This is a genomic window from Pseudomonas sp. SWRI111 (assembly GCF_014268555.1).
In the GTDB taxonomy this organism is placed as follows: Bacteria; Pseudomonadota; Gammaproteobacteria; order Pseudomonadales; family Pseudomonadaceae; genus Aquipseudomonas; species Aquipseudomonas hamedanensis.
The window spans coordinates 90,021-109,092 of the sequence record NZ_JABWQQ010000017.1; the positions used below are offsets into that span (position 1 = coordinate 90,021).

Here is a 19,072-nt window from a genome sequence, read left to right on the forward strand (position 1 = left end):
AAGGGAACCCTATGTCCAAGACTCAGTTGTTCGACCTCGACGGCAAAATCGCGTTCGTCTCCGGCGCCAGCCGTGGCATCGGTGAAGCCATCGCCAAACTGCTGGCCCAGCAAGGCGCCCACGTGATCGTTTCGAGCCGCAAACTCGACGGCTGCCAGCACGTCGCCGACGCGATCATCGCCGCCGGCGGCAAAGCCACCGCCGTCGCCTGTCACATCGGTGAAATGGAGCAGATCAGCCAAGTGTTTGCCGGGATCAAGGAACAGTTCGGCCGCCTCGATATCCTGGTCAACAACGCCGCCACCAACCCACAGTTCTGCAACGTGCTCGACACCGATCTGGGTGCCTTTCAGAAAACCGTCGACGTGAACATTCGCGGCTACTTCTTCATGTCGGTGGAAGCCGGCAAGTTGATGCGCGAAAACGGTGGCGGCAGCATCATCAACGTCGCCTCGATCAACGGCATCTCGCCGGGGATCTTCCAGGGGATCTACTCGGTGACCAAGGCCGCGGTGATCAACATGACCAAAGTCTTCGCCAAGGAATGCGCGCAGTTCGGCATCCGCTGCAATGCCCTGCTGCCAGGCCTGACCGACACCAAATTCGCCTCGGCGCTGGTGAAGAACGACGCGATCCTGAAACAGGCACTGACGCAAATCCCGCTCAAGCGCGTCGCCGACCCGAGCGAAATGGCCGGAGCGGTGCTCTACCTGGCCAGCGACGCGTCGAGCTACACCACCGGTGTTGCGCTGAATGTGGACGGCGGGTTCCTGTCCTGATTTTTCAAGACACGCTTAACTTCCGTGGGAAAGAGCTTGCTGGCGAACGGTGTATCAGTCACCTGCATCCGGACTGACACAACGCCTTCGCGAGCAAGCCCGCTCCCACAGGATCGGTGCATGATTCCAGGCTTCCTGCACCCGAGTCATCGCCAATCTTATTGCGTGACGCAGCGGGTAGTCGTGATATGGCGTGTCACCTGCTCATCCACATACATATCCCCGACCACCTCAGTATTTTCCAATACCTCACACCTGCGTTCCGGCGGTGGCGGCGGCGCTGCCGGCGGAGGGGGTGGCGGACTGGCACAGCCAGCCATCAACACTGCAAAAAAAGCCAACGGCAACACGCGTTTCCCAAGATTATTCATAGGACGACCCGCGGAAAGTGAGAGACAAACTCCCGCAACTGAACCGGCCACGGGAGACCTGACACCCATTCTTTATAGCCGAGCCCCCGGCGAGCGCCAGTAAAGCCGGGTTTTCGGAGGAGACTGGCTGTCGAATTTGCGTTGCCGGACAGGCCGCCTTCGCGAGCAGGCTCGCTCCCACAGTGGGATTGTGGTGGGTCAGGAGGATATGGGTCGGCTGGTCGGCCGCCTTCGCTGGCAGGCCAGCTCCCACAGTTGGGGTTGAGTGAATCTGATGGAGATGAGGCGGCTGGTGGGCCGTCATCGCGAGCAGGCTCACTCCTACAAAAAAAGCAAAAGCAAACTGCTTTTGCTTCTCACCACTCAACACAATGAGCGTTAGCTCGAGTAAGGCTCTTGATCTTGATGCACGGCGCCCGTCGGAAGGCTGAGCGGAGGGATTGATCCGGGGGTGGGAGCGCAGCGACCGTACGACGAAGTCGTACACAGCGGAAGGAGGTGCAGCGAAGCAAACCGGAAACGCTGCGCCCGGATCGATCCCGCAGCGAAGGCACCCCGAGCCACAGCGAGGGGCCGCACGTCAGGGCAAAAGGCCTTTGGTTACTTTGGGCCCCCAAAGTCACCCGCCGTCAGGGCGGAACCCTAAGCAGCCGTTACCGCAGCAACGGATACATACCCCAACCCCCCCAAAACCTGGTCGGCCCAAAGGCCGCCAAGACCAACCGCCCCCTAAGCCAACCCCGAATCCCGCGCCGAGCGCAAAGAATTGCTCTCAAGCTCATACCGCAACTCATCCACCAACGCCTCAACCGACTCAGGCGTACGCAGCGAACCCAGATCAAGACCACTGATCACCAGATCCACCTCCCCCGACTCGGGGTGATACAACTTGACCGTCAGCGAATGATCACCATCCACCGAACAATCACAAGCCAGCGGCGCAAAACTCTGCTCAAGCCGCACGCGCAACTGCGCAAGATTCAACATGGACGTGGTTCCTATAGCCGTTTCGAAGGGGCACGATCGCAAGCCCGACATGGCTCGCACCGCACCCCACCAGCGTAAGAACCCGCAGCCCTAGCCAAAACATGAATTTGCACCCTTGCACCTAGTGCATTTGCACCACTAGCGCTGCCCTTTGGTGCCCCACTCTCCGGAAAACAAGCCACGCTCCCGGGCCCAGACAATCGCCTCGCTGCGGCTGTGCACGTCGAGTTTGGAATACACCGTCGCCACATGATTACGCACGGTATTGGGCGCCAGCTTCAGTCGGGCGGCGATCTCCTTGTCGGCCAGACCTTCGCAGATCAACCCCAGCACATCGCGCTCGCGCGCCGTCAGATCGGTAAACGAGGCGCTGGGCAACTGTGGCGAATTGAACTTCTTCACGTTCGCGAGCTTTTCGATCAGGGTCCGGCTGAACCACGAGGCATCCTTCATCACCTCTTCAATCGCGGCCACCAGCTCCAGCTCCGTACGCTTGCGTTCGGTCATGTCCATCAACACCAGCAAATAGCAGGAGGTGTCGTGAATATTCACGGTGTCGGCCGACAATGCGCAGTCCAGCAGATCCTCATTCTTCTTGCGCACCCGTACGTCTACGCGGTCCACCCGACCGTTTTTCGCCAGCGCCGCAAGCAACCCCGCACGCACACCGTCGTCGTCAATGAAGTTCAACTGCGTCACGGTTTTGCCCAGCACCTCCTCGCTGTCATAAGCGAGGGTTTCGAGGAAGGCCTGATTGACGTCGATGACGTGCTGATCCTCGGCGCTGCAGATCAGAATCGGCACAGGACTCAGACGAAAAGCCTTGGCGAACCGCTCCTCGCTCTGGCGCAGGGCCACTTCGACTTTGCGCCGTGGCTCCATGTCGACGAAAGACAACAACATGCAGTTCTCGTCGTTGAGCAGCAGCGGCTGCCCGGCAACGATCACCTGTTTGCTGCCGCCATCGGGCAGGCGCAGTTCGGCCTGCATTTGCGGAATGGTCGCAACGTCGCGCAGACGCTGAATGGCAAGGTCGCGTCGCTCGGCCTGTTCGAAAATATCGATTTCATAGGCCGACGTGCCGATCACCTGCTCGCGGGTGTAGCCGGTCATCTCCAGGAAACCCGGATTGACCTTGATATAGCGCAAATCGCTGAGCCGGCAGATCACCGCCGGTGCCGGGTTGGCATTGAAGGTTTTTTCGAAGCGCTGCTCGGCGTTGGCCCAATCGGTGACGTCGCTCATGATCAGCACCAGCGACTCGGGCTGGCCTTCACGGTCAGTCAGCACCATGCTGCGCACACTGTGCACCCAGAGGCGCTCCGGATCGTCCACGGGTGAAACTTCGATGAGCACGTCATTGAACACCTCACAGCGCGCGACACGGCTGATCGGGTAGTGCTCCGGCGACAAGGTGTGATTATTGCGATAGCGCAGGCTGAAGCGCTTGGCGTACTCGTCGGCGTGGGTGCCCAGATCGCCGATAGTGCTGACGCCGTGCATGGCCAGCGCCGCCTCGTTGGCCCAGAGAATGCTCTGGTCGAGCTCCAGCAAAATGACGCCATCGGACAGGCCGGCAATGATTTGCTGCAACTGACGACGATTGGTTTCGGTGGTCAGGACTTCCTGGCTCATTGGATCTCCACAACGTAATGCGGCTAGGTGAAGAGTACGACCGCAGCGGTTCGGGATCGTGCCACAGCCTCAAAATCGCCAAAAATCCAATGTGGGAGCGAGCCTGCTCGCGAAAGCGCGGTGTCATTCAGAGCATTCATTGACTGACTCAGCGCATTCGCGAGCAGGCTCGCTCCCACAGGTTTGCTGGGTGCGTTTACCTTAGGCGGCACGGTCGCTGGCCGCCACCGCCGCCGAAGCCGCCAGCATCGCCCGCAACAACACCGCGCATCCCGCCGCCAGATCATCCGGTGCCGCGTTCTCGATTTCGTTGTGGCTGATCCCGCCTTCACACGGCACAAAAATCATTCCCGCCGGGCCGAGTTCGGCGAGGAAGATCGCGTCGTGGCCGGCGCCGCTGACGATGTCCATGTGCGACAGACCTAGCCCTTTCGCTGCGCCACGCACCGCCTCCACGCAGCCCTTTTCAAAGTACAGCGGCGGGAAGTCGGCGGTCGGGGTCAATTCGTAGGTGAGGCCGTGCTGTTGGCAAGTGGCGTCGATCACCTGCTGCACTTCGGCGATCATCGAATCCAGGCGCGCCGGTTCCAGATGCCGAAAGTCTAGGGTCATGCGCACCTCGCCAGGGATGACGTTGCGTGAGCCGGGATAGGCTTGCAGGCAGCCGACCGTGCCGCAGGCGTGGGGCTGGTGGCCGAGGGCGGCGCGGTTGACGGCGCCGACGATCACGGCGGCACCGACCAGGGCGTCCTTGCGCAAGTGCATCGGCGTTGGGCCTGCGTGTGCTTCGACGCCGCGCAGCTTGAGGTCGAACCACTTCTGCCCTAGCGCGCCGAGTACCACACCAATGGTTTTCTGCTCATCTTCGAGGATCGGGCCTTGTTCGATGTGCGCTTCGAAATAGGCGCCAACCTTGTGTCCGCTGACCTTGCGCGGACCGGCGTAGCCAATGGCGTTGAGCGCTTGGCCGACCGTGACGCCGTCGGCATCGACCTTGGCCAGGGTTTCTTCCAGGGTGAATTTCTCGGCGAAGACGCCGGAGCCCATCATGCACGGAGCGAAGCGCGAGCCCTCTTCGTTGGTCCAGACCACCACTTCCAGCGGCGCTTCGGTTTGCACGCCGAGGTCATTGAGGGTACGCAGCACTTCGACACCCGCCAGAACACCAAAGCAACCGTCGAACTTGCCGCCGGTGGGCTGGGTGTCGATGTGGCTGCCGGTCATCACTGGCGGCAGATCCGGATTGCGCCCCGGGCGCCGGGCGAAGATGTTGCCGACCGCATCGACCGTGACGCTGCAACCCGCGTCCGTGCACCATTGCACGAACAGGTCGCGGGCCTGCCGGTCGAGGTCGGTCAGGGCCAGGCGACAGACACCGCCCTTGACCGTCGCGCCGAGTTTGGCCAGTTCCATGAGCGAGGCCCACAGGCGATCGCGGTTGATGTGCTGATGGGTCGATTGCAGAACGTCTACGGCTGCGTTCATGGGGATCTCCTCAGTGCTGATACCGATAGGGACGCGGAGCGTCCCGGGCTGCATTCCCACGCAGAGCGTGGGAACGATCAAATGCGTTTCCCCTGTGGGAGTGAGCCTGCTCGCGATGACGGCAGTCGCTACACCGCTGTTTTCACGGCAGAAGGCTGCGCCCGCATCACGCACAACCCGTAATAAATAACCCCGCCCAGTGCCGAGCCGGTAAACCAGCCATAGCTGTAGAACCAGCTGAACGCGTCACTGCCCAGCGACAGCAAGGTCAGCACCACCGGCACGCCAAACGCGACAAACCCGGCCAGGTTCCACGCCGGATAGACGTCGTCACGGTACAAACCGGCGAGGTCCAGTTGCTGTTTCTTGATCAGGAAATAGTCCACCACCATGATTCCGGCAATCGGTCCGAGCAGGCTCGAATAGCCCAGCAGCCAGTTGGAATAGACACTCTCCAGGCTGACCTCGGAAACGATCCAGCCGAGCTTTTTCATCAGTTCGTGGGCCATCAGCGCCAGCCCCACCAGCCCGGTCAACAACACCGCTTTGGTGCGATTGATGACCTTCGGCGCGAGGTTCTGAAAGTCGTTGGTGGGCGAGACGATATTCGCCGCAGTGTTAGTCGACAGCGTGGCAATGATGATCAGCGCCATCGCCAGCGCGACCCATACCGGACTCTGAATATGGCCGATCAGCGTGACCGGATCAGACACCGTGACGCCGACCAGTTTCACCGACGCGGCGGTCATCACCACGCCCAGCGCGGCAAACAAAAACATGGTCAGCGGCAAGCCGATGATCTGCCCCAGAATCTGGTCCTTCTGGCTCTTGGCGTAACGGCTGAAGTCGGGAATGTTCAGCGACAACGTCGCCCAGAAACCGACCATCGCCGTCAGCCCGGCGGCGAAGTAACTGACCACACTGGCGCCTTCGGGCCGTTTCGGCGGGATCGCCAGCAACTCCGTCATCGACACATTGGGCATCGCCCACACCAGCAGGCCGATACCTACCGCGACCAGCAGCGGCGCGGACAGGGTTTCGAGCCACTTGATCGATTCGGCGCCACGAATCACTACCCATAGGTTCAGCGCCCAGAACACCATGAAACCGATGACCTCGCCCGTGCCGCCAAGGGATTTCCAGCCCTCGAACACCGACCCGAGGAACAGGTGAATCGCCAGCCCGCCGAACATCGTTTGAATGCCGAACCAGCCGCACGCCACCAGCGCGCGAATCAGGCACGGCACGTTGGAGCCGAGGATGCCGAACGACGAGCGCAGCAGCACCGGGAACGGTATGCCGTACTTGGTGCCGGGGAAGGCGTTCAGCGTGAGTGGGATCAGCACGATGATGTTGGCGAACAGAATCGCCAGCAGCGCCTCACCCACGGTCAGGCCAAAGTAGGCGGTGAGCACACCGCCGAGGGTGTACGTCGGCACGCAGATCGCCATGCCGACCCACAACGCGGTGATGTGCCATTTGTTCCAGGTGCGTTCGCGCACCTGAGTCGGTGCCATGTCGTGGTTGTAACGGGGACTGTCGAGGACGTCGCTGCCGGCTTCGAGTTCGTACAAGCCGTCGCGCTCGGTCACTTGCGATCTGATCTGTTGCATGGCCGCTCCACTGTTCTTCTGATTATTTTTTGCTCATCAGGCGGCTGGCACACGCAGGTGCAAGCCGGACGATGGCCGGAGGAACTGACAACTTTCTGCACCGGCCATCGTGCCAGCGGCGGCATCAATAAACGTGCCGGGTGTCCCGCTTGTGCCGCGGACGGTGTCGCCAATGCGGTGCAACTTTCTGATATTCATCAGTTTTAATTGTTGATCGGTGGAGTCCTCGAAAACCGCGCGGCGCGTTCAAGCTAAACGACCGACAAGTTGTCCGAACTGTCAGGACTCAAACTGGTGCACTGCACTTTTTTTTCATCACGGGCGAGCAATCGCAGCTCAACTTCAAGCGGCTGATTTCACATAGGAAATCTTGCTCATATTTCCATCCTGTCAAGTGCGTCAAAATGGTGAGCCGCCTCACCATTTTGGTGATTTGACGATTTAATCGTTATTTTTCAATTAGTTAATTCAGACATAAGCTTATAAAAAATAATCTTGATCTATTACAAATCTGCGACTAGTTTCTATTCCTGACAGCACTGACAGGAATGCAACCCGCTGTGTTGTCTATCAATAAAACATCTAGAGCCGGCACAAGTCGGTCATGCCTGCGAGGAACTCGGAATGTCTCTGTTGATCCGTGGCGCCACCGTTCTTACCCATGATGAAAGTTATCGCGCCGACGTCTATTGCGCTGACGGCGTGATCAAAGCCATCGGTGAAAACCTCGATATTCCCGCCGGCGCCGAAATGCTCGACGGCAGCGGCCAGTACCTGATGCCCGGCGGCATCGATCCGCACACGCACATGCAATTGCCCTTCATGGGCACGGTCGCCAGCGAAGATTTCTACAGTGGCACGGCGGCCGGCCTGGCCGGCGGCACGACCTCGATCATCGACTTTGTGATTCCCAATCCGCAGCAATCTTTGATGGAAGCGTTTCATCAATGGCGCGGCTGGGCGGAAAAGTCCGCGTCGGATTACGGTTTTCACGTGGCGATCACCTGGTGGAGCGAACAGGTGCGCGAGGAAATGGCTGAGTTGGTCAGCCAGCACGGCGTCAACAGCTTCAAGCATTTCATGGCCTATAAAAACGCGATCATGGCCGCCGACGACACCCTGGTGGCGAGTTTCGAGCGCTGCCTTGAACTCGGCGCCGTGCCGACCGTGCACGCCGAAAACGGCGAGTTGGTCTATCACCTGCAACGCAAGCTGATGGCGCAGGGCATCACCGGCCCTGAGGCGCATCCGCTGTCGCGTCCGTCGCAAGTTGAAGGCGAAGCGGCGAGTCGCGCCATTCGCATCGCCGAGACCCTTGGCACGCCGCTGTATCTGGTCCATGTCTCGACCAAAGAAGCCCTCGATGAAATCACCTACGCGCGCAGCAAGGGCCAGCCGGTTTACGGCGAGGTATTGGCCGGACACCTGCTGCTCGATGACAGCGTCTACCAACACCCGGACTGGCAGACCGCCGCCGGTTACGTGATGAGTCCGCCGTTTCGCCCGCGCGGTCACCAAGAAGCGCTTTGGCACGGGCTGCAAAACGGCAATCTGCACACCACCGCCACTGATCACTGCTGCTTCTGCGCGGAACAGAAAGCCGCCGGGCGCGACGATTTCAGCAAAATCCCTAACGGCACCGCCGGTATCGAAGACCGCATGGCGGTGCTCTGGGACGAAGGGGTGAACACCGGGCGATTGTCGATGCAGGACTTCGTAGCCCTGACCTCAACCAACACCGCGAAGATTTTCAATCTGTACCCGCGCAAAGGCGCCGTCCGCGTCGGTGCCGATGCCGACCTGGTGCTGTGGGACCCGCACGGCACGCGAACCATTTCCGCCAAGACCCACCATCAGCAGGTGGACTTCAACATTTTCGAAGGCAAGACCGTGCGCGGCGTGCCGAGCCATACCGTCAGCCAGGGCCGGGTGGTCTGGGCCGATGGCGATCTGCGCGCCGAGCGCGGCGCGGGCCGCTACATCGAACGGCCGGCGTATCCGGCGGTGTTTGATTTGCTCAGCAAGCGAGCTGAGTTGCAGCGCCCGACCGCCGTCAAGCGCTGAAGCGAGGCCTTCGGCCTCATCGCGAGCAGGCTCACTCCTACATTTGAAATGCGTTCCCCCTGTAGGAGTGAGCCTGCTCGCGAAGAGGCCCTGCCTAACGACACAAAACCACTGCCCATCAGAGGCAGCACCTCAATTAGCCATGAGGCAATAAACCGTGATCGAGACCCTGAACCACCTCCCCCACCCGCACGAAAGCGCGGCCGCCCTCGCCGGCCATTTCACTGATCTGGCGCCGCCGCTCAATGCCCGGCAGGCGCATCTGGAAGCGTCGCGCTGCCTGTATTGCTACGACGCGCCTTGCGTCAACGCATGCCCGAGCGAGATCGATATCCCTTCGTTCATCCGCAACATCCATCAAGACAACGTAGCGGGCGCCGCGCAGAAAATCCTTTCGGCGAACATCCTCGGCGGCAGTTGCGCGCGGGTCTGTCCGACCGAAATCCTTTGCCAACAGGCTTGCGTACGCAACAACGCTCAGGAATGCGCACCAGTGCTGATTGGCCTGCTGCAACGCTACGCCGTCGATAACGCCCACTTCACCGAGCATCCGTTTCAACGCGCCGCCGCCACCGGCAAACGTATCGCCGTGGTCGGTGCCGGACCTGCCGGTTTGTCCTGCGCACACCGCAGTGCCATGCACGGTCATGAGGTGGTGATTTTCGAAGCCCGGGACAAGGCTGGCGGCCTCAACGAATACGGGATCGCCAAGTACAAACTGGTCGATGATTACGCGCAGAAGGAACTGGATTTCCTCCTGCAAATCGGCGGCATCGAGATCCGTCATGGGCACAAACTCGGTGAGAACCTGACCCTCAGCGAACTGCATCAGCAGTTCGACGCCGTGTTTCTCGGCCTGGGTCTGAATGCCAGCAAACAACTCGGGTTGGCCCACGAAGATGCGCCCGGCCTGCTCGCCGCCACCGACTACATTCGCGAACTGCGCCAGGCCGACGACCTCACGCAACTACCATTGGCCGATCGCTGCATCGTCCTTGGCGCCGGTAACACAGCCATCGACATGGCCGTGCAGATGGCCCGTCTCGGAGCACGCGAGGTGAATCTGGTCTATCGCCGTGGCGCGGCGGACATGGGTGCGACTGTTCATGAGCAAGACATCGCCAAAGCCAATCAGGTGCGCCTGCTGACCTGGGCACAACCGGAGCACGTGCTGCTCGACGATCTGGGCCGCGTGCGCGGCATGCGTTTCGTCCGTACCGCCCTGGTCGACGGTCGCCTGCAAAGCACCGCAGAGACCTTCGAACTGGCGGCCGACGCGATCTTCAAGGCCATCGGCCAGAGCTTCGACGGTGCGGCCCTCAGCGATCCACTGGCGCGCGAACTCAAGCGCCAGGGCGAACGGATTCAGGTCGATGAAAACCTGCGCACCAGCATCCCCGGGGTGTACGCCGGCGGTGATTGCACCAGCCTCGATCAGGACCTCACCGTGCAAGCGGTGCAGCATGGCAAACGCGCCGCCGAGGCGATCAATGTGCAACTGATGCTCAACGTGGAGGCTGCGTAAATGGCCGATCTCTCGATAGTCTTCGCCGGCATCAAGGCGCCGAACCCGTTCTGGCTGGCCTCCGCGCCACCCACCGACAAGGCTTACAACGTCGTCCGCGCCTTTGAAGCAGGCTGGGGCGGTGTGGTCTGGAAAACCCTTGGTGAGGACCCGGCGGCGGTCAACGTCTCGTCACGTTACTCGGCGCACTACGGTGCCAACCGCGAAGTGCTGGGCATCAACAACATCGAACTGATCACCGACCGTTCGCTGGAGATCAACCTGCGCGAAATCACCCAAGTGAAGAAGGACTGGCCGGACCGCGCGCTGATCGTTTCGCTGATGGTGCCGTGTGTCGAGGAGTCGTGGAAACACATTTTGCCGCTGGTCGAGGCCACCGGCGCTGACGGCATAGAACTGAACTTCGGCTGCCCCCACGGCATGCCCGAACGCGGCATGGGCGCGGCGGTCGGTCAGGTGCCGGAATACGTCGAGCAAGTGACGCGCTGGTGCAAGACGTATTGCTCGCTGCCGGTGATCGTCAAACTGACGCCGAACATCACCGACATTCGTGTCGCCGCGCGTGCCGCCCATCGTGGCGGTGCGGATGCGGTGTCGCTGATCAACACGATCAACTCGATCACCAGTGTCGACCTGGAACACATGGTCGCCCTGCCCACCGTCGGCAGCAAAAGCACCCACGGCGGTTATTGCGGCTCGGCGGTCAAGCCGATTGCGCTGAACATGGTTGCGGAAATCGCCCGTGATCCGCAGACCCAGGGCCTGCCAATCTGCGGCATCGGTGGCATTGGCAGTTGGCGCGACGCAGCCGAGTTCATGGCATTGGGGAGCGGCGCGGTGCAAGTGTGCACGGCGGCGATGCTGCATGGCTTCCGCATTGTCGAGGAGATGAAGGACGGCTTGTCGCGGTGGATGGACAGCCAGGGTTACGCCAACATCGCCGAATTTTCCGGGCGTGCCGTGGGCAACACCACGGACTGGAAATACCTCGATATCAACTATCAGGTCATCGCAAAGATTGATCAGGACGCGTGTATTGGTTGCGGGCGCTGCCACATTGCGTGTGAAGACACCTCACACCAGGCGATCGGCAGTCTCAGACAGGCCGACGGCACCCATAAATACGAAGTGATCGATGACGAATGTGTGGGCTGCAATTTGTGCCAGATCACCTGTCCGGTGGCGGACTGCATCGAGATGGTCGCGGTGGAGACGGGCAAGCCGTTTCTGGACTGGAACCATGATCCGAGGAATCCTTACCATGTTTCTGCTTGAGGGAAGCGGTGCCTGAACCGAAGCCATCGCGAGCAGGCTCACTCCTACATTTGGAATGCGTTCCCCTGTAGGAGTGAGCCTGCTCGCGAAGAGGCCAGCCCGGCCACCACAAGATTCAAGGCTCCAGGCCGATCCCTCGCAATATGACCGCGGTCACCGTCTGCACCGCCCGCTCGAACTGCATATCCGACAACGGCTGATGTTCGTTGAGGATATTCACCTGATGATCGAAGTCGGCATAGTGCTGCGTCGACGCCCAGATCATGTACAGCAGGCTCGACGGTTCAACCGGCAGGATCCGCTGGTCCTCGACCCACTGGCGGATCTTCGCTTCCTTCATTTTCGCCCAGTCGTACAGGCTGACATCCAGTGCCTCGCCCAGCGTCGGTGCGCCGTGGATGATTTCGTTGGCCCAGACTTTCGAGCCGTACGGCCGGCTGCGCGAATGGTTCATCTTGGCGCGGATGTAGCTGCTCAACACCACGCGCGGATCGTCAAACATTTCGAAGCACAGCGCGTCCTGCTTCCACACTTCCAGCAGGTCGAACAGCACCGCACTGTACAGCTCGCTCTTGGTGCTGAAGTAGTAATGCAGGTTGGAGCGCGGCAGTTGCGCCTGGGCCGCGATGTCGGCCATGGCCGTACCGCCGAAGCCTTTTTCGGCGAAGACTTTTTCCGCCGCCAGAAGGATTTTCTCGACGTTGCTGCGGCGAATTTCGATTTTGTGATTGCCCATGTGGGCTCCCTGACGGCGGCGTTGCTGAAGACTAGCGGATAATGACCTGTAGGAGTGAGCCTGCTCGCGATAGCGGTCTTTCAGGCAATTGATCATCGACTGACAGACCGCTATCGCGAGCAGGCTCACTCCTACAATTGATCGCGGTGGATCAATGCGGTTGGGTATCGCCCGCCGCCGTGTCGATGCTGACCACCACCGACATCCCCGGCCGCAGGCGCTCTTCTTCCGGCTGATCCGGGTCAATGGTGATCCTGACCGGCACCCGCTGGGCGATTTTGACGAAATTGCCGGTCGCATTATCGGCCTGCAACAAGGCGAATTCAGAGCCGGTGCCCGGCGAAATATGCTGCACATGCCCGGTGAATCGGCGGTGGTTCAGCGCATCGACAGTGAACCGCACCGGTTGCCCGACGCGCACGTTGGCCATCTGGGTTTCCTTCATGTTGGCGATCACCCATTTCTGCTCGGGCACTAACGCCATCAGTTGCGCGCCGGAGTTGACGTAGGCGCCGAGGCGCACGCCAATCTGGCCGAGCTGACCGTCACGCGGCGCGACAATCCGTGTGTTCGACAGGTCAATCCGCGCCAGTTGCACCGCCGCTTCGGCACTGGCCACCGCCGCTTCCAGCGAGCCGCGATTGACGATCACCGTTTGCAGATCCTGGCGGGCGATTTCCAGATTGGCCTTGGCTTGGGCCACTGCCGCCGTGCTTTGCGCATTGGCCGCGAGGGTCACGTCGAATTCGCGCTTCGACACCGAGCCGTCGCGCACCAGTTCCTGATTGCGGCGCAGGTCCGCCTCGCTCTTGCGCAACTGCGCCTGGCTGTCGGCCAACACGGCTTGACGCAACTTGATCGTCGCTTCGGCGCTGTTGCGTTGCTGCACCACATTGGCCAGCCCGGCTTTTTGCACCGCCAGTTGCGCCAGTGACTGGTCGAGGCGCTGCTGATAGATGCGATCGTCCAGACGCACCAGCAGGTCACCGGCCTTCACGTACTGGAAGTCCTGCACCGGCACCTCGAACACATAACCGCTGAGCTGCGGCCCGATGATCGTCACCTGCCCCCGGACCAAGGCGTTTTCTGTGGTTTCGACGGCGCTGCTGAACGGCGGCAGTTGCCAGGCATACAAGACGATCAGCACGCCGACGATGGCGATTGCCGCAAAGCCCAGCGAAGAAATGATCCGCACGCGTAAAGAACGCGGCTCGGTGTTTGGCGATGACGGCGGCGCCTCGCCTTCAGGGGTGGCGGCAATGGCGTTAGTGGTTGTGGTGGTCGGTTCGGTCATGAAGAAGGGGCGCCGCTGGAAGGTCCGTTAGGTGTCGGTTCGACGGTTTTGGTGGTGCTCATCAGCCACAGCGCCCGGATCGAAATCCAGATCATGGTCAGCACCGCAATCACCGCGATCAGCATGAAGACATCGTTATAGGCCAACACGTTCGCTTCACGCGTGGCCGCATTGGCCAGACTGCGGATGCCGGCCAGGTTGCGCAGGCTCGGGTCGGCGAGCAGCGAGCCGTACGCCGAACCGCCGCTTTGCACCCGCGCTGCAACCAACGGGTCGGACATCACCAGGTGATCGACGATGTGGCTGGAATGAAACTTCTCCCGCACGACCTGGAACGTACCCAGCAGCGCCGCGCCAATCAACCCGCCGAGGTTGTTACAGATCCCGAAGAGCACGGAAAAACTCACCAGATTGCGCGGATTGGTCAGCACGTTGCGCGTCCCCAGCACCATGGTCGGACCGAGGAAAAACGTGCTGCCGAACGCCAGCAGGAACTGACTGAAATACAGGTTCTCGGGACGGGTCAGATTGTTCGAAAAACTGTCCATCACTGAACCGGTGGCCATCAGCGCCAGCGAGATGATCAGCGGCAGCAGCAGGTGTTTCGGGTCGATCGTCAGCGCACTGATCAGCAACCCGGCGACGCTGCCCAGCAGCATCACCACGTACAGGCTGTGCAATTGCTGACTGCTCATGTTGAGGTTCTGCATGAAGCCCACGGCACCGGTCGATTGTTCGGAGGTGACCATGCGGATCAGCACCACCGCCAGCGCCAGTCGCACCATCGCCCCGCTGCCCAGCCAACGGGTCATCAGCATCGGGTTGCTGCGGTTATGTTCGATCGCCAGGCCCATGATGATCAGCGCAATCGACCCGGCCAGGGCAATGCCGATCCAGTCCGCCTCGAGCCACCAGTCGATGCGTCCCAGCGACAGCACCGCGCACAGCAGTGCCACGCCGCTGGCGAGAATCGCGAAGGTCAGAAAGTCGAGCTTTTCAAACGTTTTGAAGCGGTCACCGGGGGGCAACTTCAGCAGCAGCACACAACCGAGCGAGAGCAGCGCCATGCCCAATTCAAACAGGTACAAGCCGCGCCACTCGGCGATCTGCAGCAAATCTTCGGAGAACAGCCGTGCCAGCGGCAGGGCCAGTTGCGAGGTGCCGAGGCCCAGCACCAACGCCTTCAGTCGCCACTTCGCCGGGAACGCCTGGACCATGTAATACAGACCCAGCGAACTCAGCGCCGCACCGACCATGCCGTGGGCCGCACGCACCGCCACGGCGGAATTCAAGTCGTTGACGAACAAGTGGCCGAAGGTCACCAACGCGTACAGCACCAGGAACACTTCGGTGAAAGCGCGCAAGCCGAACTGCTGGCGAAACTTCACCAGCAGCAGGTTCATTGACACGTTGGTCATCACATACGCCGCCGGCAGCCAGGCCATTTCCGCAGTGGTCGCGCCGAGCGAACCTTGCAGATAAGGCAGGTTGGCGACCACCAGCGAGTTACCCAAACCACCGGTCACCGCCACCAGCACCCCGACCGCCGCATACGCCAGGCGTTTGGGCGTTGAGTGCAGTGGTGTCGAGGGAGAACCGGGCAGGCTGGGCTTTTCGTGCGGCTGCCAGTTGCGCGGGGCGTATTTATCCATGGATCGGCCTTGTGCGGGGGTGAGGGAAGTTTGCCGCAATTTCACTGGCAACACACTTTCCCGTAGACAACAAAAAAACCCTGTAGGAGTGAGCCTGCTCGCGATTGCGGTGTGTCAGTCACCAATTGATTGTCTGATAGATCGCTATCGCGAGCAGGCTCACTCCTACAGGGGGAACGTTGCGCCTGGGAGTCATCGTATAACTTCCAGTTGACATTCCCTGAAAATCTGGGAAATATCCGCATCCATGTTGTACGACGACGTATGACAAATAATAAAAACAACAAACGATCCAGGGAGCGTCACAGTGAGCACACTCGCCCGCAATTCCGTCCGCCCTTCCCGCTTTACCGCCATTCGCACGCGTTCCACCTTGAGCCTGGTCGGCTGCAGCAGCCTCGCCTTTGCCTTGCCAATGAGCGCCGAAGCCGAGGGCTTTCTCGAAGACAGCAAAGCCACGCTGAACCTGCGCAACGCCTATTTCAACCGCAACTTCGTCAACCCGGCCAACCCGCAGGGCAAGGCCGAAGAGTGGACGCAGAACTTTATCCTCGATGCCAAATCCGGCTTCAGCCAAGGCACCGTCGGCTTCGGTCTCGACATCCTCGGCATGTATTCGCAGAAGCTCGATGGCGGCAAAGGCACGGGCGGCACGCAGCTGTTGCCGATCCACGATGACGGGCGTCCGGCCGATAACTTCGGCCGTCTCGGCGTGGCGCTGAAAGCCAAGGTGTCGAAAACGGAATTGAAAGTCGGTGAATGGATGCCGGTGCTGCCGATCCTGCGTTCCGACGACGGTCGCTCGCTGCCGCAGACCTTTCGCGGCGGCCAGATCACCTCCACCGAGATCAACGGCCTGACCGTCTACGGCGGCCAGTTCCGCGGCAACAGCCCGCGCAACGACGCCAGCATGGAAGACATGTCGATGAACGGCCGCGGCGCGTTCACTTCCGACCGCTTCAACTTCGGCGGCGGCGAATACAGCTTCAATGAAAAGCGCACCATGGTCGGCGTGTGGTACGCCGAACTCACTGATATCTATCAGCAGCAGTATTTCAACCTCAGCCACAGCCAGCCGATGGGCGACTGGACGCTGGGCGCCAACCTCGGTTTTTTCACCGGCAAGGAAGACGGCAGCGCCCAGGCCGGCGACCTCGACAACAAAACCGCATTCGCCCTGCTTTCAGCCAAATACGGTGGCAACACCTTCTACGTCGGCCTGCAGAAACTCACTGGCGACGATGGCTGGATGCGCGTCAACGGCACCAGCGGCGGCACCCTGGCCAACGACAGCTACAACGCCAGTTACGACAATGCCAAAGAGCGCTCCTGGCAGTTGCGCCACGACTACAACTTCGCCGCCCTTGGCGTGCCGGGCCTGACCCTGATGAACCGCTACATCAGCGGTGACAACGTGCACACCGCCACCACCAGCGATGGCAAGGAATGGGGGCGCGAGTCGGAACTGGCCTACACCGTGCAGAGTGGCCCATTGAAGAGCCTGAACGTGAAATGGCGCAACGCGACGATTCGCCGCGACTTCAGCACCAACGAGTTTGACGAGAACCGGATCTTTATCAGCTATCCGATTTCGTTGTTGTAATTTCCGAGGCGACACCGCCCCCCTGTAGGAGTGAGCCTGCTCGCGATAGCGTCGTGTCAGCCAACATATTCCTTGACTGATACACCGCTATCGCGAGCAGGCTCACTCCTACAATGGGATCGCGTTGCAAGGAAGGAAAACGGGCTGGCCCTTCCGTCATCTACACCAAAAGTCGCGTTGACAAGATCCGGAAACCCTACCGATACTTCAGCGCAGTCATACGACAACCTACAACAAACCTAATAACAATGTGTTCAGGGATTGCCATGACGTCTACTTCTACCCCCCGCGCTCCATTCAACCGCCTGCTGCTGACCGGTGCTGCCGGAGGCCTGGGCAAAGTGCTGCGCGAACGCCTGCGCCCCTACGCCAACGTGCTGCGCCTGTCCGACATCGCCGCCCTTGCCCCGGCGACCGATGAGCATGAAGAAGTCGTGCTCTGCGACCTCGCCGACAAGCAAGCCGTGCATCAATTGGTCGAAGGTGTCGACGCGATCCTGCATTTCGGCGGCGTCTCGGTTGAGCGTCCGTTCGAAGAGATCCTCGGCGCCAACATCAGCGGCGTTTTCCACATTTACGAAGCGGCGCGCCGGCATGGCGTCAAACGCGTGATTTTCGCCAGCTCCAACCACGTCATCGGATTCTACAAACAGGACGAAAAGCTCGACGCCACTTCCGCGCGCCGCCCGGACGGTTACTACGGTCTGTCCAAGTCCTACGGCGAAGACATGGCCAGTTTCTACTTCGATCGCTATGGCATCGAAACCGTCAGCATCCGCATCGGCTCCTCGTTCCCCGAGCCGCAAAACCGCCGGATGATGCACACCTGGCTGAGCTTCGACGACCTCACGCAACTGCTCGAACGCTCGCTGTACACGCCGAATGTCGGTCACACCGTGGTTTACGGCATGTCCGCCAACAAGGACGTCTGGTGGGACAACCGCTACGCCAGCCACCTCGGCTTCGAAGCCCGCGACACCTCGGAAGTATTCCGCGACAAGGTCGAAGCGCAGCCGATGCCGGCCGATGATGATCCGGCGCGGATCTATCAGGGCGGCGCCTTCGTTGCAGCAGGCCCGTTCGGCGACTGACCGCTCGACTTGATCCCCCTCCAATAAAAGCCAAGGGAATGAGTATGCAAGCCGAATTGATCGTCGACGCCCGCAACGCGGTCGGTGAAAGCCCGGTCTGGGTGCCGCAGGAAAACGCGCTGTACTGGGTCGACATCCCCAACGGCGGACTGCAACGCTGGAGCGCTGACACCGGGCACGTCGCATCGTGGAAAGCGCCAGAAATGCTCGCCTGCATTACTCGCCACCGCAGGGGTGGCTGGATCGCCGGCATGGAAAGCGGTTTCTTCCATTTGCATCCGCACAGCGACGGCAGCCTGGACGCCACGTTGCTGGCGACCGTCGACCACAGCCGCCCCGACATGCGCCTCAACGACGGTCGCTGCGACCGTCAGGGCCGTTTCTGGGCCGGCAGCATGGTCTTGAACATGGGCCTGAACGCGTCTGAAGGCCGGCTCTATCGCTACAGCGCCGGGCAGAATGGCGTGGTCGAAGCGCAACTTGACGGTTTCATCGTGCCCAACGGTCTGGGTTTCAGCCCCGACGGCAAAACCATGTACCTGTCGGATTCGCATCCCGACGTGCAATTGATCTGGGCTTTCGATTACGACACCGAGACCGGCACGCCGTCGAATCGGCGCGTGTTTGTGGACATGAACCACTTCCCCGGCCGTCCCGATGGCGCCGCCGTGGATGCCGACGGTTGCTACTGGATCTGCGCCAACGATGCCGGCCTGATCCACCGCTTCGCCCCTGACGGCCGCCTCGATTTCTCACTGGAAGTGCCGGTGAAAAAACCGACCATGTGTGCGTTCGGCGGGCGCGACATGGACACCTTGCTCGTCGCCTCGATTCGACCTGGCGACGATCAGGATCCGCAGTCCCTGGCCGGCGGCGTGTTCGCCTTGAAGCCCGGCGTCAAAGGCCTCGCCGAACCTGAATTCAACGATTTGCTTTAAAACCCTCTGCTGCACCGCTGCGCC

At 60.8% G+C, this 19,072-nt stretch carries 14 protein-coding genes; 7 read left to right on the forward strand and 7 right to left on the reverse strand.

Annotated features, from left to right (window positions below; translation table 11 throughout):
• Positions 1–11 precede the first annotated feature (11 nt).
• Positions 12–779 carry an SDR family oxidoreductase gene (locus tag HU755_RS19435; RefSeq protein ID WP_095120260.1) on the forward strand — a complete coding sequence of 256 codons (768 nt, stop codon included), beginning with the start codon at positions 12–14 and terminating at the stop codon, positions 777–779.
• Positions 780–1,879: 1,100 nt separating this feature from the next.
• Here HU755_RS19435 and HU755_RS19440 read toward each other — a convergent pair.
• The 4 genes from HU755_RS19440 to HU755_RS19455 form a co-directional block, all read right to left on the reverse strand.
• Positions 1,880–2,137 carry a DUF1652 domain-containing protein gene (locus tag HU755_RS19440; protein ID WP_186622633.1) on the reverse strand — a complete coding sequence of 86 codons (258 nt, stop codon included), beginning with the start codon at positions 2,135–2,137 and terminating at the stop codon, positions 1,880–1,882.
• 138 nt (positions 2,138–2,275) lie between these two features.
• Positions 2,276–3,772, reverse strand: coding sequence for a helix-turn-helix transcriptional regulator (locus HU755_RS19445; RefSeq protein ID WP_186635600.1), 1,497 nt, complete (start codon positions 3,770–3,772; stop codon positions 2,276–2,278).
• A 201-nt stretch (positions 3,773–3,973) separates the two neighbouring features.
• The gene (locus tag HU755_RS19450; RefSeq protein ID WP_186635603.1) at positions 3,974–5,257 is read right to left on the reverse strand and encodes a Zn-dependent hydrolase; all 1,284 of its coding nucleotides are present in this window, start codon (positions 5,255–5,257) and stop codon (positions 3,974–3,976) included.
• Between the two features lie 128 nt (positions 5,258–5,385).
• Positions 5,386–6,870, reverse strand: a complete 1,485-nt coding sequence (locus HU755_RS19455) for an NCS1 family nucleobase:cation symporter-1 (RefSeq protein WP_186635606.1) — start codon at positions 6,868–6,870, stop codon at positions 5,386–5,388.
• A gap of 624 nt (positions 6,871–7,494) precedes the next feature.
• On the opposite strand from HU755_RS19455, the gene hydA reads away from it, so the two are divergent.
• The 3 genes from hydA (at position 7,495) to preA (ending at position 11,734) form a co-directional block, all read left to right on the forward strand.
• Positions 7,495–8,934 carry a dihydropyrimidinase gene (hydA, locus tag HU755_RS19460; protein ID WP_186635609.1) on the forward strand — a complete coding sequence of 480 codons (1,440 nt, stop codon included), beginning with the start codon at positions 7,495–7,497 and terminating at the stop codon, positions 8,932–8,934.
• 157 nt (positions 8,935–9,091) lie between these two features.
• Positions 9,092–10,459: an FAD-dependent oxidoreductase gene (locus tag HU755_RS19465; protein WP_186635612.1), complete on the forward strand. Its 1,368-nt coding sequence runs from the start codon at positions 9,092–9,094 to the stop codon at positions 10,457–10,459.
• Positions 10,460–11,734, forward strand: a complete 1,275-nt coding sequence (preA, locus tag HU755_RS19470; protein WP_186622651.1) for an NAD-dependent dihydropyrimidine dehydrogenase subunit PreA — start codon at positions 10,460–10,462, stop codon at positions 11,732–11,734.
• A gap of 115 nt (positions 11,735–11,849) precedes the next feature.
• On the opposite strand, the gene HU755_RS19475 is transcribed toward preA, so the two are convergent.
• From HU755_RS19475 to HU755_RS19485, 3 genes are all read right to left on the reverse strand, one after another.
• Positions 11,850–12,470 carry a TetR/AcrR family transcriptional regulator gene (locus HU755_RS19475; protein WP_186635614.1) on the reverse strand — a complete coding sequence of 207 codons (621 nt, stop codon included), beginning with the start codon at positions 12,468–12,470 and terminating at the stop codon, positions 11,850–11,852.
• A 151-nt stretch (positions 12,471–12,621) separates the two neighbouring features.
• On the reverse strand, positions 12,622–13,764 hold the full coding sequence (locus tag HU755_RS19480; protein ID WP_186635617.1) for an HlyD family secretion protein: 1,143 nt from the start codon (positions 13,762–13,764) through the stop codon (positions 12,622–12,624).
• The gene (locus HU755_RS19485) at positions 13,761–15,416 is read right to left on the reverse strand and encodes an MFS transporter (RefSeq protein WP_186635620.1); all 1,656 of its coding nucleotides are present in this window, start codon (positions 15,414–15,416) and stop codon (positions 13,761–13,763) included. Before HU755_RS19485 ends, HU755_RS19480 begins: the two co-directional genes overlap by 4 nt.
• Before the next feature lie 307 nt (positions 15,417–15,723).
• Between HU755_RS19485 and HU755_RS19490 the strand changes: the two genes are divergently transcribed.
• The 3 genes from HU755_RS19490 to HU755_RS19500 all read left to right on the forward strand — a co-directional run bounded on the left by HU755_RS19490 (position 15,724) and on the right by HU755_RS19500 (position 19,048).
• The gene (locus HU755_RS19490) at positions 15,724–17,019 is read left to right on the forward strand and encodes an OprD family porin (protein WP_186551872.1); all 1,296 of its coding nucleotides are present in this window, start codon (positions 15,724–15,726) and stop codon (positions 17,017–17,019) included.
• 266 nt (positions 17,020–17,285) lie between these two features.
• Entirely contained in the window at positions 17,286–18,110 is an 825-nt protein-coding gene (locus tag HU755_RS19495; protein WP_186635623.1) for an NAD(P)-dependent oxidoreductase, read from the forward strand.
• A gap of 44 nt (positions 18,111–18,154) precedes the next feature.
• The gene (locus HU755_RS19500; RefSeq protein WP_186635626.1) at positions 18,155–19,048 is read left to right on the forward strand and encodes an SMP-30/gluconolactonase/LRE family protein; all 894 of its coding nucleotides are present in this window, start codon (positions 18,155–18,157) and stop codon (positions 19,046–19,048) included.
• The last annotated feature ends 24 nt before the right edge of the window (positions 19,049–19,072 follow it).

Excerpts from the sequence above, each read along its gene's own strand:
- HU755_RS19435 (WP_095120260.1), top strand. The coding sequence starts at position 12 with ATGTCCAAGACTCAGTTGTTCGACCTCGACGGCAAAATCGCGTTCGTC.
- HU755_RS19440 (WP_186622633.1), bottom strand. The coding sequence starts at position 2,137 with ATGTTGAATCTTGCGCAGTTGCGCGTGCGGCTTGAGCAGAGTTTTGCG.
- HU755_RS19445 (WP_186635600.1), bottom strand. The coding sequence starts at position 3,772 with ATGAGCCAGGAAGTCCTGACCACCGAAACCAATCGTCGTCAGTTGCAG.
- HU755_RS19450 (WP_186635603.1), bottom strand. The coding sequence starts at position 5,257 with ATGAACGCAGCCGTAGACGTTCTGCAATCGACCCATCAGCACATCAAC.
- HU755_RS19455 (WP_186635606.1), bottom strand. The coding sequence starts at position 6,870 with ATGCAACAGATCAGATCGCAAGTGACCGAGCGCGACGGCTTGTACGAA.
- hydA (WP_186635609.1), top strand. The coding sequence starts at position 7,495 with ATGTCTCTGTTGATCCGTGGCGCCACCGTTCTTACCCATGATGAAAGT.
- preA (WP_186622651.1), top strand. The coding sequence starts at position 10,460 with ATGGCCGATCTCTCGATAGTCTTCGCCGGCATCAAGGCGCCGAACCCG.
- HU755_RS19475 (WP_186635614.1), bottom strand. The coding sequence starts at position 12,470 with ATGGGCAATCACAAAATCGAAATTCGCCGCAGCAACGTCGAGAAAATC.
- HU755_RS19480 (WP_186635617.1), bottom strand. The coding sequence starts at position 13,764 with ATGACCGAACCGACCACCACAACCACTAACGCCATTGCCGCCACCCCT.
- HU755_RS19485 (WP_186635620.1), bottom strand. The coding sequence starts at position 15,416 with ATGGATAAATACGCCCCGCGCAACTGGCAGCCGCACGAAAAGCCCAGC.
- HU755_RS19495 (WP_186635623.1), top strand. The coding sequence starts at position 17,286 with ATGACGTCTACTTCTACCCCCCGCGCTCCATTCAACCGCCTGCTGCTG.
- HU755_RS19500 (WP_186635626.1), top strand. The coding sequence starts at position 18,155 with ATGCAAGCCGAATTGATCGTCGACGCCCGCAACGCGGTCGGTGAAAGC.